17 protein-coding genes are annotated in these 15,698 nt (G+C 29.5%); all 17 read left to right on the top strand.

All coding sequences use genetic code 11. The annotated features are described in order from the left end of the window. The first annotated feature begins 98 nt into the window (after window positions 1-98). The 17 genes from DZ68_RS0100300 to DZ68_RS10355 all read left to right on the top strand — a co-directional run bounded on the left by DZ68_RS0100300 (window position 99) and on the right by DZ68_RS10355 (window position 15,664). Window positions 99-779 (top strand): ArsS family sensor histidine kinase, encoded by a 681-nt coding sequence (locus DZ68_RS0100300; protein WP_024790473.1) that lies wholly within the window; start codon window positions 99-101, stop codon window positions 777-779. Between the two features lie 69 nt (window positions 780-848). Further along, window positions 849-1,409 carry an undecaprenyl-diphosphatase gene (locus DZ68_RS0100295; RefSeq protein WP_024786716.1) on the top strand — a complete coding sequence of 187 codons (561 nt, stop codon included), beginning with the start codon at window positions 849-851 and terminating at the stop codon, window positions 1,407-1,409. 123 nt (window positions 1,410-1,532) lie between these two features. Then, on the top strand, window positions 1,533-1,907 hold the full coding sequence (locus tag DZ68_RS0100290; protein ID WP_024786715.1) for a hypothetical protein: 375 nt from the start codon (window positions 1,533-1,535) through the stop codon (window positions 1,905-1,907). Then, window positions 1,895-2,491, top strand: a complete 597-nt coding sequence (locus DZ68_RS0100285) for a DedA family protein (RefSeq protein WP_024786714.1) — start codon at window positions 1,895-1,897, stop codon at window positions 2,489-2,491. Before DZ68_RS0100290 ends, DZ68_RS0100285 begins: the two co-directional genes overlap by 13 nt. Next, window positions 2,472-3,125: a response regulator transcription factor gene (locus DZ68_RS0100280; RefSeq protein WP_024786713.1), complete on the top strand. Its 654-nt coding sequence runs from the start codon at window positions 2,472-2,474 to the stop codon at window positions 3,123-3,125. The genes DZ68_RS0100285 and DZ68_RS0100280 overlap by 20 nt, the downstream gene beginning before the upstream one ends. Continuing rightward, complete coding sequence (locus tag DZ68_RS10370; protein WP_024790472.1) at window positions 3,115-3,870, top strand: histidine kinase dimerization/phospho-acceptor domain-containing protein; 756 nt, start codon at window positions 3,115-3,117, stop codon at window positions 3,868-3,870. Before DZ68_RS0100280 ends, DZ68_RS10370 begins: the two co-directional genes overlap by 11 nt. A gap of 17 nt (window positions 3,871-3,887) precedes the next feature. Next, window positions 3,888-4,388, top strand: coding sequence for a cell wall metabolism sensor histidine kinase WalK (locus DZ68_RS09770; RefSeq protein WP_024790471.1), 501 nt, complete (start codon window positions 3,888-3,890; stop codon window positions 4,386-4,388). Between the two features lie 105 nt (window positions 4,389-4,493). Further along, window positions 4,494-6,029 (top strand): hypothetical protein, encoded by a 1,536-nt coding sequence (locus DZ68_RS09765; protein WP_024790470.1) that lies wholly within the window; start codon window positions 4,494-4,496, stop codon window positions 6,027-6,029. 15 nt (window positions 6,030-6,044) lie between these two features. Further along, entirely contained in the window at window positions 6,045-6,452 is a 408-nt protein-coding gene (locus tag DZ68_RS11175; protein WP_035908472.1) for a sulfite exporter TauE/SafE family protein, read from the top strand. Then, on the top strand, window positions 6,431-6,811 hold the full coding sequence (locus DZ68_RS11170; RefSeq protein ID WP_035908470.1) for a sulfite exporter TauE/SafE family protein: 381 nt from the start codon (window positions 6,431-6,433) through the stop codon (window positions 6,809-6,811). The genes DZ68_RS11175 and DZ68_RS11170 overlap by 22 nt, the downstream gene beginning before the upstream one ends. 153 nt (window positions 6,812-6,964) lie before the next feature. Then, on the top strand, window positions 6,965-7,660 hold the full coding sequence (locus DZ68_RS0100255; RefSeq protein WP_051428137.1) for a response regulator transcription factor: 696 nt from the start codon (window positions 6,965-6,967) through the stop codon (window positions 7,658-7,660). 133 nt (window positions 7,661-7,793) lie between these two features. Further along, entirely contained in the window at window positions 7,794-8,939 is a 1,146-nt protein-coding gene (locus DZ68_RS10365; RefSeq protein WP_051428126.1) for a cache domain-containing protein, read from the top strand. A gap of 92 nt (window positions 8,940-9,031) precedes the next feature. Next, the gene (locus DZ68_RS10360) at window positions 9,032-9,346 is read left to right on the top strand and encodes an ATP-binding protein (RefSeq protein ID WP_024790467.1); all 315 of its coding nucleotides are present in this window, start codon (window positions 9,032-9,034) and stop codon (window positions 9,344-9,346) included. 75 nt (window positions 9,347-9,421) lie between these two features. After that, a complete protein-coding gene (gene dsrO, locus DZ68_RS0100240; RefSeq protein WP_024786707.1) occupies window positions 9,422-10,222 on the top strand; it encodes a sulfate reduction electron transfer complex DsrMKJOP subunit DsrO in 801 nt (266 codons plus the stop codon). A gap of 1 nt (window position 10,223) precedes the next feature. Then, entirely contained in the window at window positions 10,224-11,390 is a 1,167-nt protein-coding gene (nrfD, locus tag DZ68_RS0100235; RefSeq protein ID WP_024786706.1) for an NrfD/PsrC family molybdoenzyme membrane anchor subunit, read from the top strand. Further along, a complete protein-coding gene (locus DZ68_RS0100230; RefSeq protein ID WP_024790466.1) occupies window positions 11,383-14,403 on the top strand; it encodes a molybdopterin dinucleotide binding domain-containing protein in 3,021 nt (1,006 codons plus the stop codon). The genes nrfD and DZ68_RS0100230 overlap by 8 nt, the downstream gene beginning before the upstream one ends. Window positions 14,404-14,416: 13 nt before the next feature. Beyond that, the gene (locus tag DZ68_RS10355; RefSeq protein ID WP_024786704.1) at window positions 14,417-15,664 is read left to right on the top strand and encodes an OprD family outer membrane porin; all 1,248 of its coding nucleotides are present in this window, start codon (window positions 14,417-14,419) and stop codon (window positions 15,662-15,664) included. Window positions 15,665-15,698 lie beyond the last annotated feature (34 nt).

The following is a 15,698-nucleotide window of genomic DNA, read 5'->3' as shown; positions in this document are numbered from 1 at the left end:
AAAATTTATCTTTTTATTAGAACACCTTTTTTTGAAATTTGTGTACAAAAACCTTCTAATATACGAAAAACGGGTTATTTTTTATATGCGGTTTTTTTATGTTTTTAATTATATTAATTTTTATATATTTTTTAATAATTAAAAATATAAGAGAAAAAGAGTTATTGCTTAATTCGCGCAATCTGTTTTTGAGAACAATAATGCATGAGCTTAAAACCCCTATTGCAAAAGGAAAAATAGTAAGCGAGTTGGTAAATGATGAAAAACAGAAAAAACGTTTAATTAAAATATTTGACAAATTAAATTATTTAATTAACGATTTTGCAAAAGCGGAACAGGTTATTTCAAAAAATTATCATTTAAATAAAACTAATTTTACATTAAAAGAGTTATCAGAAAAAGCTTTTTCGGTATATCTACTTGAAAAAAAAGAGATTGAAAATATAACAGTTTCAATAGATGAGAATACTAAAATAGAAGGAGATATAGAACTTTTGTCTTTGGCTTTAAAGAATCTTATTGATAACGGTTTAAAATATTCAAAAGACCATAAAATAATTATTAAACAGGTTAAAAACCGGCTATTGTTTATTTCAAAAGGGAATAGACTTCCAAAACCTTTAAAAAGTTATTTTAATCCCTTTCATAATGATATAAAAACGCATAATCACGGAATGGGGTTAGGGTTGTATATAGTTTTTTCAATTTTGAAGTTTCATAATATGAAATTAGATTACAGATATGAAAATGGACAAAATATTTTTATTATAGAGTTTTAGTTATGAATTAAAATATATTTTCATTTTCTTTTCATTCCCCCCGTTAAAATTCCTTAAAAAGGGAATTTAATGGGTATTAACAAAGAGTGGTTTTTAGATATTAATTCATTGGCGGGACATAATCATCTGTTAGATGAAATTATGATTTTAAGTGCTAAAATCACACCATTTATTTTTGCACTTATTTTAATTTATCTATGGTTTAGTAAAAGAAAAAACGAAGCTTTGTTTGGTTTTTATGCAGGAATGCTTGGACTTTTTATAAATTGGCTTATAAGTCTTGTTTATTTTCATCCAAGACCTTTTATGGTGCATTTAGGTACTATGCTTATACATCATAAACCTGAAAATTCTTTTCCATCAGACCATGCAACACTAACTTTTTCAATTGCATTTATGCTTTTAATGTTCAAATCTACAAGAATTATAGGAATTTTTGCTTTTTTAATGGCTTTTCTTTGTGGAATTGCAAGGGTATATGTCGGTGTTCACTGGCCTTTTGATATAATTGGGGGATTTTTTGTAGGATTAATTTCTGCAGTAATAATTTATTCATTAAAAGACAAACTGCAGAAATTAAATGATATTGCTATGTTTATATGGAATAAAATTTTAGGAGTTAAAAATTAAGAAAATAAAAAAATTTTTAGAATATCTTTTTTCTTTTTATGGTTTTTATTTGAAGAAGTAGTTGTAAATTCGGCAAAAAAGCTTCTTTTATTTATAAAAAATTTTCATTTTTATGAAAGAATAATGCGATTTATTGAAAACAGCAATGATTTGGTTTTGCTTTTTTCTTTTGTATTTATAGTAATTCTTGCTGAAACCTCGGCTACAATAGGTGTTTTTTTAGCTGCCAAGGGCTTTGTAATTACAGGAAGTCTGTTTTATATTTTAAAAATAATTATTTATATTCCGAGTGTTGATATTTTTAAAAGAAATAAAGACAGGCTTATGAAATATAAAATTATTCAGTTTGGATATTTTCTGTATGAAAAGATAGAAAAAAATCCTCTGTTTTTAGAATTAAAAGAAAAATTCAAACAGCTTAAAGAAAAAATTGCTTTTTTTATAAAACCTTATAAAGAAAAATTTAAAAGTTTTTGGAGGAAAATGTGGAAGCAATAGTTCATTTTTTAGTTACAACCATCGGAAATTGGGGATATATTGGAATTTTTATATTAATGTTTTTAGAGAGCTCTTTTTTTCCCTTTCCAAGTGAAGTTGTTATGATACCTGCCGGGTATCTGGCTTACAAGGGGGATATGAATCTGTTTTTGGTTATTATTTCAGGAGTTTTAGGCTCGCTCAGCGGAGCGTGGTTTAATTATTTATTGGCAAGTAAGTTTGGCAGAAAATTTTTAGAAAAATTCATAAGCAAAGAAAAACTAAATAAACTTGATTATTTTTTTGAAAAACACGGTCATATTTCCACTTTTTCCGGAAGACTGATACCGGGTGTGAGGCAGTATATTTCTTTTCCTGCAGGACTTGCTAATATGAACGGAATTATTTTTAGTTTTTTTACAGCACTAGGAAGTCTTATTTGGATTTTGGTTTTAGTGGGACTTGGATATTTTATAGGTCAAAACCAGGAGCTTATTCATAAATATTTAAGAGAAATCACTGCCATTACACTGGTAATATTAGCAGTAATTATTTTTATTTATTATAAATATCAAAAGGCTAAAAATGAAAATTCTTTTGGTTGAAGATGATGAAAAAATTGTTTCTTTTTTAAAAAGGGGGCTTGAAGAAGAAGGTAAAAAAGTAGATTTTGCCCTTGACGGGGAAGAAGGGGAATATTTGGCAGAAATTAATAATTATGATTTGATTATTATAGACTGGATGTTGCCTAAAATGTCAGGAATTGAAATAATTGAGCATTTGAGAAAAGAAAAAATAAATACCCCGATTTTAATGCTTACTGCTAAAGGTGAACTCAGTGATAAAATAAAAGGTTTTAAAAGCGGGGCAGATGATTATTTAACAAAGCCTTTTGAATTTGAAGAATTATTAGTCAGAATAGAAGCACTTATCAGAAGAAATTTAAAAACATATCAAAATATATTAAAAATTAAAGATTTGGAAATAGATTTAAATACTAAGGAAGTTAAAAAAGACAATAAAATTATTAAGCTTACCGCAAAAGAGTATGAACTTCTTTTATTTATGATAAAAAACAAAAATGCTTATATATCAAATGAAAAAATAAAAGATGAACTATGGAGAGAAAAAGAATATATTGATAATAATGTAATTGCCGTTACAATGTATCATCTTAGAAAAAAAGTAGGGGATATTATCAAAAATTACAGAGGTTTAGGATACAGGCTTGAAGTTTAATTCTTTAAAAATAAAAATACTGTTATGGTTTGGGGCAGTTTTAATTATTATTATTTTTATTTTCAGCTTTTTGGCTGTATATTTTTTTAATAAATCCATTAAAGAATCAATTAAAAACAGGCTTTATAAAGAAGCAGTTTATATTGAAAATCACTTAAAAAATTTTTCTTATAACGAAAAGCTTACAAATCTTGAAGTTTTAATTTATCAAAATAACAAAATTATTTTTAAAAGCAAAAATTTTGATAAAAATATTGATTTTAATAAAACTTTTCAAGTTATAGATGAGGGAGAAAAATTAAGAGCTGTTTTTGTCTATAAAAACGGTGAGGATAAAATTATTTTAATAAAAAAGAATATTATTGATAAAGTTGAAAATTTAGAAGATACACTTTTAGTATTAGACCCTCTTTTAATTATAATTCTTTTGTTTTTTGCAAATAAAATGATTAATAAAATATTAGAGCCCGTTGAAAAAACAACCGAACTTGCAAAAAAAATCACTATTCAAAATTTAAATGAAACTCTGCCTATACCTAAAAATTATACAGAACTTCAAAATTTAGCCCTTGCGTTCAATGAAATGATAAAAAGATTAAATGAAGGAGCTAAAAAAATAGAAAGGTTTAATTCCGACGTTTCACATGAACTTAAAACTCCTTTGACAATAATAAAAGGTGAAATTGATTTAGCTTTAAGAAAAGAAAGAAATATTGATTATTATAAAAATGCATTAAAAAAATAAATAATGAAATTTCAAATTTGCAAAAAATAATAAATTCGTTACTTTTACTTACAAAAAATTTAAATAATCAAAATAATAAGTTAATAGAACTTGATGATGTGTTATTGCAGGTATTAGAAAGATTTGAGGGTAAATTAAAAGAGAAAAATTTAAAACTTCATATTGAAAATTTTGAAAAAGTGCTTTTTACGGGTGATAAAAATTTAATATATGTAGTTTTTTCAAACCTTATAGAAAATGCAATTAAATATACACCTGAAAATAAAAATATTTATGTATCTTTATACCAAGATTCAAACATTCATTTTATTGTTGAAGATGAAGGAATAGGCATAAAAAAAGAAGAAATTTCAAAAATAACAGATGAATTTTACAGAATTGAAAAAAGCAGAAACAAAAAAACAGAAGGTTTTGGACTCGGGCTTTCGATTGTCAAAAAAATTGTTGAATTTTATAACGGAAAAATTATTATCAGCTCTGAAGTAAATAAAGACACCAAAGTAGAGGTTGTTTTTTAAAATATAAAATTAAAATATCTTATTTATTAAAAACAATAATTTTTTCATTAATTTAATTAATTTTACTAATTATTAAATTTTATATATTATTACAAAAAAAAGGATATGAAAATGAATTTAAAACCTTTACAAAATAAAGGCTTATCAGAAGTAATTAGAGACTTCACACCAAACTGGTTTACTCTTAATATGGGTACCGGTATTGCTTTTTTGACATTACATAATATAAATACAAATATATTTTACGGCCAAACACAAATTGGTATTGGATTTTGGATAGTCGATATTCTTTTCTTTTTACTGTTTTCATTTTTAATGATTGCCAGGATAATTTTATATCCTGAAGCTATTGCTCTTATGTTAAAGCACCCCGTTCAATCTATGTTTTTAGGAGCTATACCTATGGCATTAGTCCCAATATTAGAAGGATTTGCTATATTTGGTCCACCAATAATGGGTGATAAAGCTTTGGATATAGCATTATATTTATGGTGGATTGATGTTATTTTAGCAGTAGGTGTAGGATGGTTAGTGCCTTATTTAATGTTTACAGTTCAAAAAGAACATAAATTGGAAAATATGACAGCTGTATGGCTTTTACCAATTGTAGCTTCTGAAGTTACCGCATCTGCAGGTGGAATGTTGGCTCCATATTTTCCAAATTCTATGGGTGAGACTATGCTTATATTAAGTTACATTTTATGGACATTTTCTGTACCATTGGCATTTTCAATATTGGTGATTTTATTTTTAAGGCTTGCAACTCATAAACTTCCTGATAAAGCAATGGCTGTTACCAGCTGGCTGACGTTGGGACCATTAGGAACAGGTGCACTTGGACTTTTATTACTTGGAAACAGTGCTAAAAGTGCATTAGCTGGTACAGGCTTAGAAGGAATATCTTCATTTTTATACGATTTTGGATTAATTATGGGATTGTTAATATGGGGATATGCATTATGGTGGTTTTTTATGGCTTGGTTTATAACATTAAAGTTTTTCAAAGAAGGACTGCCTTTTAATATGGGATGGTGGGGATTTACTTTCCCGGTAGGAGTTTTTACAGCGTCAACTTTTCAACTTTGGAAAGAAACAGGCATAAATGCATTTGAATATTTCGGAATGCTTTTAAGCGTACAGTTAATGGTGTTTTGGTTAATTATATTTGTAAAAACTATAAAAGGAATGTGGAGCGGATATCTATTCCATGCTCCTTGTTTATCTCCTGAAACCGGATTGCCAAAAGAAGAAGAGGAGTGTAAAAAGTTTGAACAAAATAAAAAAAATATACATAAAAAGGATAATACTATGAAACAAGAAAAATGGGTAATGCAATTATTGGAACCGAGTCATTATGTGCATTTATTCAATATGTTACATGCAAATATGGAAGAAGTTGATATTAAGGTTGTAGTTGTTGGCGGGGCAGTGTTACCTGCATTTGCACACGGGCATTTAAAAGAAAAAATTGAAGAATTTGCAGCTAAGGGAGTAGATTTTAATTTTTGTATAAACAGTATGCATTTACTCGGATTAGATAGTAAAGATTTGCCTGAAGGGACATCAATTGCAAGTGAAGGCGGACTACAAGCCATTAATGCTTATAGAAAAGCCGGTTATACTTATTTTGTAGTGGCATAAAATCAAGAAATCTTTATGACTGATATTATTTTAGCATTAATAGGAGGTTTAATCTCAGGAGTTGCTTTAGGTTTAACAGGTGGAGGAGGGTCTATAATTGCTGTTCCTTTACTTGTATATTTAGTAGGGGAAGATATTCATTTAGCCATTATTACTTCGCTTATAGCTGTAGGTATAACCTCTCTTATTGCTTCTTTTTCTTATATTAAAGAGTTTCTTGTAAATTTTAAAATAGCATTTTTAATGGCAACACCAGGAATTATCAGTATATATCTTGGTTCATTGGCAAATAAAGTTCTAAAAGGACCTGATCTTTTAATTAGTTTTGCAATATTAATGATTTTTATAGGTTTTAAAATGACCAAACCAAAAAATCAAAAGATAAATAAAAAACAACAGGAATTGATTATAAAAAGATATTAATTCTTGGTTTTATAACCGGTTTTGCCAGTGGTTTTTTTGGTGTAGGAGGAGGATTTTTACTTGTACCGGCATTATATATGGGAGCTAATTTAAAAATAAAAGAAGCTATTGCAACTTCATTGTTTATTATATTTTTGTTTGGAGTTTTTGGATTATTAAGTTATTTAATTCAAGGCAGAGAAATTGATTATAATATAAGTGCAGTTTTTGCAATAGGAGGTGCTTTAGGCGGATTTATCGGTGCATATTTTGCTAAAAAAATCAATCAGAATAGATTGCGTTTTATTTTTGCAGTTTTTACAATTATTATGGGTATAGGAATTTTTATTGAGAATATTATAAAGCTAACAAACATCTAAGTTTTATTTAATGTTTTATAAAAAAATATTAATTTTACTTAATGATTTATTGTACAGAAGAAGATGTTTTTTAGTAAAGAAATACAGAAGTTCTTTATTAAATTTTATGTATAATTATATCAAAAATAAAATTATACATTAGAGGGCTAAAAGATGAAAATAAATAATATTGACATATTAAATATATTGTCTGATAAAAAAGTTTTATATGCGGAAGATGAAGATGGAATACGAAATAAAGTTATTGATATTTTAGAGATATTTTTTGAAAGGGTGGTAGCTGTTTGTAATGGCAAAGAAGCTGTCGAGGAAATGAGTTTTGGAAATTATGATGTTTTAATATTTGATATTTGTATGCCAAATATGGATGGATTAGATGCTGTTAAAAAAATAAGAAAAAAAAACAAAAAAATTCCTGTCATTATATTATCTGCTCATACTGAACAAAATTATTTGTGGAGAGCAATTGAACTTAAAATTACAAAATTTTTAATAAAACCTTTCGATAAAAATAATTTCTTAAAAGCATTGGAAAAAGTAGCTTTAGAACTAGTTGATTACAATATGAACATAAAATTAAAAAATGGCTGTATTTATAATCCTGCAAAAAAAACAGTATCTTATGGTAATAAAAACATAAACTTATCTAAAAAAGAAAGCAGACTTTTGGAGTTTTTGATTCAAAATGCAAATAAAGTTGTGTCTTTTGATGAAATTTCCAATTATGTTTGGGAATATGAATATCCAAGCAAAGAAGCTGTCAAATCTCTTGTTAAAGAGATTAGAAGAAAGATAGGTTCCCAAAATATAAAAAATATATACAGCATAGGATATATATTTGAAATTTAAAAATTTATCAAGCTCCGTATCGGTAAAAACAAAAACCATTATACTTGTCCTGTTCGTTATCATTACCCTGTCCGTCATATTTTTTTCCATACGATATATAGATATAAAGAATTTTGCCAAAGCCAACCAGCAAATGGAGCTTAAAAAAGTAACGCACGTTTATAATGAAATATTAAAAAGAGTAAGAAAGTTTTATACGACAAGAGGATATGCCAACATAAATTCTTACGGGATAAAAAAAGCATTTGAAAAAAAAGATATAAAAGCGTTGCATGATTTAAGTCTTCCAAGATGGAAAATTATAACAAAAGAGAACAGATACTTAACAACTTTTGCTTTTTATGATAATAATGGAAAACTTTTGACATATTTTGGTCAAAAAGCACAGTTAAAACTTCCTTATATCAAAGGTAAAAAATTTCCATATGACGGCTTTTGGTATGGGGAGGGAAAGTTTTTTTATCATACCGTGTCTGAGGCAAGAGATAAAAACTCCAATATAATAGGATATGTTGTTTTTGTAATAGATCCCAGATATTTTCTATCTCAAATTAGAAAACTTATAGATATGGATGCATATATATATTATGACGGTTACGGGCAAAACCTCATTTTTTCATTACATGGAAACGATTATGTTAAAAAATTGATAAAAAATAAGAAACTATCCAATTTTAAAGAGATTAAGTTTAAAAAGAGAGATTATCTGACTTATATCATTAAAGGAAGAGGTATAAATAAAAAAAATGATTTTAAGATCATTTTTTTTCAGGATATTTCCAATTGGAGAATGATATTAAATAAAGCGATTTTACAAGGTGTTATAGGAATAATATTATTTATTATAGTTACTGCTGTAGTTATAAATTATGGTTTTGATATCATTTTAAGGCAACTCGATGAAGTAAATACAAAACTTGTAAATAGTCAAAAAGAGTTGCAAAAGTTAAATAAAAATTTACAGATTAGAGTGGAAAAGGAGATAAAAGAGAGGCTAAAAAAAGAGAGAGAAGTAAATGAAAAAGAGAGAATATTACTTCATCAAAGTAAATTAGCCAGTATGGGTGAAATGATAGGAAATATAGCTCACCAATGGAGGCAGCCTTTAACTGAACTGTCTTTAATTCTAATAAGTATGGAACTTCATTCTGAAAGAAACAATCTTACAAAAGAAAAATTTAAGTTAAAAATACAAGAAGCAAATGAAGCAATTGCATTTATGTCTAAAACAATAGATGATTTTAGAAATTTTTTTGTATCAAATCTTATAGAAAAATAAAAAAACTTATAATAGCTTCACTGAAAAATAATAATATTAAGCTTGATATAGAAATAAAAGATGATTTTACATTAAACGGTTATCCAAATGAAATGGCTCAAGCGGTTTTAAATATCATTGTTAATGCTAAAGATGTAATTGTTCAAAGAGGTATACGAAATGGTAAAATACATGTAAAAACTTTCACAGAAAATTCAAACAAAATAATTCTTATTTCGGATAACGCAGGAGGAATAAAAGTTATTCCTATAGATAAAATTTTTGAACCATACTTTAGTACAAAGCACGCTAAAAGCGGTATTGGTATAGGATTATATATGACAAAGACTATTATTGAGAAAAACAATAATGGAAAACTTGAAGTTAAAAATGAAGATAAGGGAGCAGTTTTTACTATAATTTTTTAATAATGATTTAATTTTTCCCCCTGTTTTCCCCCTTTTTTGTTTTATAATTGTTTGAATTCTTAAAAAGGAGTAAATATGCCTAAAGAAAAATCAAGAAGGGATTTTATTAAAAAAGGAATTGCTTCAACAGCGGTTGCTATGGTAGCAGCATCTGACGCAAATGCTTTTTCTTTAAAAATCCCTGGTAGAGATAAAGATGACCCAAAATATATTGGTCAAAAAGGTAAACATTTTGTAATGGTTATAGATCTTAGAAAATGCATAGGTTGTCAAGCTTGTACAGCAGCATGTATGGTGGAAAATCAAGTTCCTAAAGGACAGCATAGAACGTATGTTCCCGAGATGGAGATTGGAGAATTTCCAGATGTTAGGAAAGGATTTTTGCCTCAACTATGTAATCATTGCGATGAGCCTTCTTGTGTAAGTGTTTGCCCAACAGGAGCAACATTTAAACGAGAAGATGGAATTGTTGTCGTTGATAATACTGTTTGTTGGGGGTGCGGATACTGTGTAGAAGCTTGTCCTTATGATAAACGATTTATCAATACAGAGACAAAAGTAGTAGATAAATGTAATTTTTGTGCACAAAGAGTTGATAAAGGGCTATTACCGGCATGTGTTGAAACATGTGTGGGGGGAGCAAGAATTTTTGGTGATTTGAATGATAAAAATTCAGAAGTTTCAAAGCTTTTTAATACTTATTCACACGATGTTTTAAAACCTGAACAAGGCAATAAACCCCAGGTGTTTTATATTGGTTTGGATGATCGACTTGTAGAAGTTTTGGATGCGACGCCTGTCCTTGATGATTGGGTGCGTTCTAAATTAAAAATTTTAGAAAAAGAATGGGTTATTTATCCAGAAAAAGGAGTGTAAAATGGAAACACAAATAATAACCACATTAGCTTCAGTTACTCCTGACAGAGCTTGGGGGTTTGATATTCCTAACTATTTTTGGTTTACGAGTACTTCAGCCGCTGCTTTTATTATTTTTAGCTTGGCTATTGTATTTGGTATAAAAAAGTATCGTCCCATTGCCGGATTTTCATTGTTGATAGCATTTGCATTTATTGTGGCGGCTCCATTGAATCTTATTGATGATTTAAAGCAACCCGGCCGTTTGATAAATTTTTTCCTTTATGGATGGGGACACTTTCCTACATCACCAATGAAATGGGGAGTATTGATACTTATGTCTTATACTGGACTCATTATTTTAACAATACTGACATTTTATCGTCCATATTTTCTTAAAAGAATGGAAAACTCTGGTGCAGCAGGCAGAATGTTTTATAAAATTTTAACTTTGGGCAGAGTTTCACAAAACATAGATAATAAGGATAATAAGATTTTATATTTTCTTGCTGCTGCGGGTATTCCATTAGCTATGGCTTTGGAAATTTATACCGGCTATATTATAGGAGTTGTTCATGCTGTTCCATTATGGCATACGCCATTGATGCCTGTTTTATTTCTTACTTCTGCGCTGGTAGAAGGTATAGGCGTTTTGATTATTTTGTTAATAATTTTTCAAAAATTCTTTTCAGAGAAAATGAAAGTTGACAGAAAGATGATCGAAAGTCTTGCCAACCTTTTAGCCTGGTTTATTTTAATAGAACTTCTTGTACACGTATTTTGGTTAAGTTTTGCAATGCCGTTTAATGGATCAAACAAATATATACTTTTTAAATATTTTGATTTACATTTAAGCAAGGTAGTTGGCGAATATATTATATGTTATATTATACCTGCAATTATAGGATTAACTTTATTAAGAAAGTCACTATTTTTAGTTTCATTAGCAGCAATTGCTTCAGCTGTTGGAGGATGGATGTTTAGGGAAACTTTAGTCATAGGAGGACAAGAGCTACCAAAAACAGTGCCCGGATTTATGGAGTATATATCTCCAGTTTTTGGACCGGATAGCATAATGTCAGTTGCATCAAATTTTGCATTTGTTATTGCAGCGATTTCAATATTTGCAGTGATTTTTCCATGGGATGAAGAAATGAGAGATAGTTATAAAGGAGTGCAAAATGGATAAAAAAAGAAGAAATTTTTTAATTGGAACATCTGCTGTAGCAGCTTCTGCTTCTATTGTGGGCTATAAAAAGACTTTAAAACAAGCTGTGACAATGTCAACGGATGGTGAAAAAGCAAAAGATCCTATTTATGGAAATTCTTACAAGCCAGAGTACAGTTATGTAAATGATCAGTTCGTGCCTAATGATGATTTTAAAATCTGTTCCACGACTTGTATAGGTTGTGTAACTCAGTGCGGTGTTAGAGTAAAAATAGATAAAAAAACTGATAAAGTACTCAGAGTTTTTGGCAACCCTTATAATCTTCTCTCAAGTGATCCTTGGTTACCGTATAATACAAGTATAAAAGAAAGTTATGAAATATTGTCCCAAAATGGTAAATTTGAAAAATATAGATCCAATGTATGCGCCAGAGGTAATGCAGTCTTTGATAAAATAGATGATAAATTTAGAGTTTTAAAACCCTTAAAAAGAGTTGGAAAAAGGGGTGAAAACAAATGGAAAGAGATTGAAATTGAGCAACTTATAGATGAAATAGTAAATGGTGGTAATCTTTTTGGAGAAGGACATGTGAAGGGATTGAAAGATGTAAGAGACATTAAAACTCCTATCAATCCTGATGAGCCTGTATTTGGACCCAAATCAAACGGGTTATGTTTTATTGGCACTACTCATGAAGGAAGATTTAAAGTAGTTGTAAATAGATTTTTAAAATCTTTCGGTACCTGTAATTGGGCGGGTCATGGTGCAACTTGCGGTTTATCCATGAGAGCCGGAGAAGCAGCATATCTTGGTAATTTTAAAAAATATCCACATTTAAAGCCTGATTTTGAAAATACCGAGTATCTGCTTAGTATTGGAACACCTCCGGGGCAAGCAGGCAATCCTTTTAAAAGACAAGGTAAGCTTTTAGCTCGTGCTAGAAGTGAAGGCAATATAGACTATACTATAGTATCTCCGATGCAAGGCAATAGTGATATGATATCAGCCGGATCAAGAAGTCATTGGATACCTATAAAGCCCGGAACTGATTTGGCATTTGTAATGGGAGTTTTACAAATTATTATAAATAATAAAATGTATAATAAAAAATATCTATCTATGCCTTCAGCAAAAGCTATGAAAGCATTGAATGATGTTTCCTGGACAAATGCTGCACATTTAATAATTCAAGATAAAGATGGGTTTGGAAAAATACTAAAAGATGGCAAAATTCCTTTGGTTTTAGATGCAACTGACAATACTTTAAAATCTTCAAATGATGTGATTCAGGCAGTGCTTGATTTTAAAGGCAGTGTTGAATACAAAGGAAAAACATACAGTGTAAGAACTTCTTTTAATGAGTTAAAAGAAAATGTAAATGAATTAAGTTTGCAAGAGTATTCCAAAGAGTGCGGAGTTAGTATAGAAACTATGCAGGAAGTAGCGAAAAAACTTGTTACTCATGGCAGAAAAGCAAGTGTTGACTGTCATGGAGGCACAATGCATACTACAGGTTTTTATACAGCTTATGCTGTAATGTTGTTAGGTGCAATGGTGGGAAGCTTAAACTATAAAGGCGGAATGAGTGCAGGCGGAGGAGCTTATAAAGATTTTATAGGTAAAAAATATAATCTTTTTGCATATAAAGGAAAACCGAATATAAAAGCTACAAGAATAGATAGAGCAAGAATGTCATATGAAAAAACAAATGAGTATAAAAATAAATTAGCCAAAGGTGAAAATCCATATCCTGCAAAAGGGAATTGGTTTCCATTTACAAGCCAGCTTTCACATCATATATTAAATAATAGTGCCGAAGGTTATCCTTATAAGTTGGATGTATTAATAACTAATAGTTCTGACTTTTTATATGGGACAAGTGGTTCAGAAAGTAAAATGAAAGAGCTTTTAGCTGATCCAAAAAAATCTATTCCTCTTTTTATTGCAGTTGACCCATTTATAAATGACACATCCAAATATGCTGATTATATCGTGCCGGATTCTGTCCTTTATGAGACTTGGGGAATTGTGCATGTATGGAATGGTTATTTAACTAAATGTAATACGTTGAGGTTTCCTGTTGTAAAGCCAAAACAAGCTACTTTTAAAAACGGGGAACCAATAGAAATGATTAGCTTTATGATAGCTCTTGGTAAAAAGTTAAAACTTCCCGGTTTTGGAGAAAAAGCCATAAAAGGAAATGATGGTAACTGGTATCCGTTAAATAAAGCTGAGGATATATATTTAAGGGCGTTTGAAAATATTGCAATGGATGGTACACCAGTACCAGATGCAACTGATGAGGATATAAAGCTCAGTGGTATAGAAGATTATGTCCCTTCACTTAAAAGAATCTGTGGAAAAAACTGGAGAAAAACAGCATATGTGATGGCTAGAGGGGGAAGATATGAAGATGTAGAAGACAGTTATAAAGGTGAATTTCTCGCTCATCAATATAAAAAACCTGTACAAATATATAATGAAACAGTTGGTACTACAAGAAATTCACTAACAGGTGAAAGATATAGCGGAACTATCAAATTTTTTAAGCAAAGACAAGTTGGGGGAAAAACATATGACGAAATATATCCTAAAGACAAGTATCCGTTAACAGCTTTTTCTTTTAAATCAAATGTGTTGGCAACTCCTGATGCAAACAGCAATAATCTGGCCGAAATAAGATTTACAACATATATAGATCTAAATCCAAAAACTGCCAAAGAGTTTGGTCTGAATCTTGGTGATTTGGTAGAAGTTGCATCAGAATATGGAAAAGTAAAGGGATATCTGAGATACAGAAATGGGGTAATGCCTGGATGCATAGGTGTTGAACATGGCCTTGGAAGAGATGCTAGCGGAGCTGAAAATATTGTTATAAATGGCAAAACGATAAAAGCTATAATAAGAAGAAAAAGCGGTGTAGACATAAACAAGATTGGTCTTTTAGATCCGACTGCTGGTATGCAAACTGCAAGCGACTTTGTATGCGGTTCAAATGCAAGACATGCGATTCCAGTAAAAATAAAAAAGTAAAAGGAGTATAAAAATGAAATTAAAAAATATAAGTTTAAGCTTAGTGGTTTTGGCAACATTGGCTATGAGTGCAAATGCGGGAGACTCTTTAAGTGATGCGTTTAAAAATGGAAAAATTAAAGGCCAGTTAAAAGCTATAAATTATAATGTAGATAAAGGCTCAAAAGGTAAAGAAAGTATTTTGAGTCTTGGTGTTATGCTAAATTATGTAACTGGTGATTTTTATGGATTTAGTGCCGGCTTTAGATTTCAAAGCAGTGATTCCCCTTGGGCTAGCTCAGAAGCAAAAAACTTTTATAAGGCAGATCTTTATGGTCCGGGAGCTGTCTTGGAAGAGGCTTATTTGAAATATAAATATAAAAAAAGTTCGCTTAAAATAGGAAGACAATTTATTCAAACTCCTCTTCTTGCAGGTAACGGTTCAAGAATAATCCACGAATCTTTTGAAGGTTATACTGCTACTACAAAAGAGTTGCCGAAAACTAAAATATTTGTCGGTTACGTTGATAAATATTTAACAAGAACAAACTTTAAAGGTGCAAATGGGGGAGGTGTAGGTAAATTCGATAAAAAGATTTTTATGTACGGAGCAAAATATAAGTATACTTTGGGTGATGGTATATGGACTGCATTAGTACAAAATCAAACTATAAAAGGTTTAAAACTAACAGGACAATATTTAAAAATAAAAAATGCAACCATAGCCAAAACAGGTGATAATATGGGTGATATCTCCGTAGCTCTTGCTCAAGCTGAATATAAATTTAAAGCAGCCGGTCTTGGTATGCTTGCAGGAATCCAATACGGCTCAAGTAATGTTGACAATGATAACAGTGTAAGTGGAGATCTTTTAGGATTTAAATTGGCGACAAAATACAATGGTTTTATTACAAGTTTAGGCTATACGATAGCCAATAAGGACAAAGGTATGGTCTCAGGTGTAGGTATTTCATCAAATTGGGCATACGCAGGTGACATCATAGGTCTTGAAAATTATCAAAAAGATGTAAATGCTTTATCTTTAAATTTAAAATATAAATTTGCTAAAAAAATAATGCTTTTGGGAAGATATACTGATTACATGGTAGGTTCAAACGGAACATTAAACGGTGGAAAAGATCTAAATGCTTATGATTTAATTGCTTCATATAAATTTAAAAATGTTCTAAAAGGTCTTGGAGTAAAATTCCACTTTGAAGATGTTGAATATGATAAAAATCCAGTTAAAAACTATAGATTATATTTGACTTATAATTTCTAAAACTTTCCGATTGTCTGTTTTTATGATATTAAAA

This window comes from Lebetimonas sp. JS085 (assembly GCF_000523295.1).
GTDB lineage: Bacteria > Campylobacterota > Campylobacteria > Campylobacterales > Nautiliaceae > Lebetimonas.
Note: the sequence above shows the minus strand (reverse complement) of the source record. Positions and strands in the feature narration are given on the sequence as shown.

Bases quoted from the DNA above. Each gene is read 5' to 3' on its own strand.
- DZ68_RS0100255 (WP_051428137.1), top strand. From the start codon at position 6,965: ATGAAAATAAATAATATTGACATATTAAATATATTGTCTGATAAAAAA.
- dsrO (WP_024786707.1), top strand. From the start codon at position 9,422: ATGCCTAAAGAAAAATCAAGAAGGGATTTTATTAAAAAAGGAATTGCT.
- nrfD (WP_024786706.1), top strand. From the start codon at position 10,224: ATGGAAACACAAATAATAACCACATTAGCTTCAGTTACTCCTGACAGA.
- DZ68_RS10365 (WP_051428126.1), top strand. From the start codon at position 7,794: ATGGAGCTTAAAAAAGTAACGCACGTTTATAATGAAATATTAAAAAGA.
- DZ68_RS0100280 (WP_024786713.1), top strand. From the start codon at position 2,472: ATGAAAATTCTTTTGGTTGAAGATGATGAAAAAATTGTTTCTTTTTTA.
- DZ68_RS0100290 (WP_024786715.1), top strand. From the start codon at position 1,533: ATGCGATTTATTGAAAACAGCAATGATTTGGTTTTGCTTTTTTCTTTT.
- DZ68_RS09765 (WP_024790470.1), top strand. From the start codon at position 4,494: ATGAAAATGAATTTAAAACCTTTACAAAATAAAGGCTTATCAGAAGTA.
- DZ68_RS0100295 (WP_024786716.1), top strand. From the start codon at position 849: ATGGGTATTAACAAAGAGTGGTTTTTAGATATTAATTCATTGGCGGGA.
- DZ68_RS10360 (WP_024790467.1), top strand. From the start codon at position 9,032: ATGGCTCAAGCGGTTTTAAATATCATTGTTAATGCTAAAGATGTAATT.
- DZ68_RS10355 (WP_024786704.1), top strand. From the start codon at position 14,417: ATGAAATTAAAAAATATAAGTTTAAGCTTAGTGGTTTTGGCAACATTG.
- DZ68_RS0100300 (WP_024790473.1), top strand. From the start codon at position 99: ATGTTTTTAATTATATTAATTTTTATATATTTTTTAATAATTAAAAAT.
- DZ68_RS11175 (WP_035908472.1), top strand. From the start codon at position 6,045: ATGACTGATATTATTTTAGCATTAATAGGAGGTTTAATCTCAGGAGTT.
- DZ68_RS0100230 (WP_024790466.1), top strand. From the start codon at position 11,383: ATGGATAAAAAAAGAAGAAATTTTTTAATTGGAACATCTGCTGTAGCA.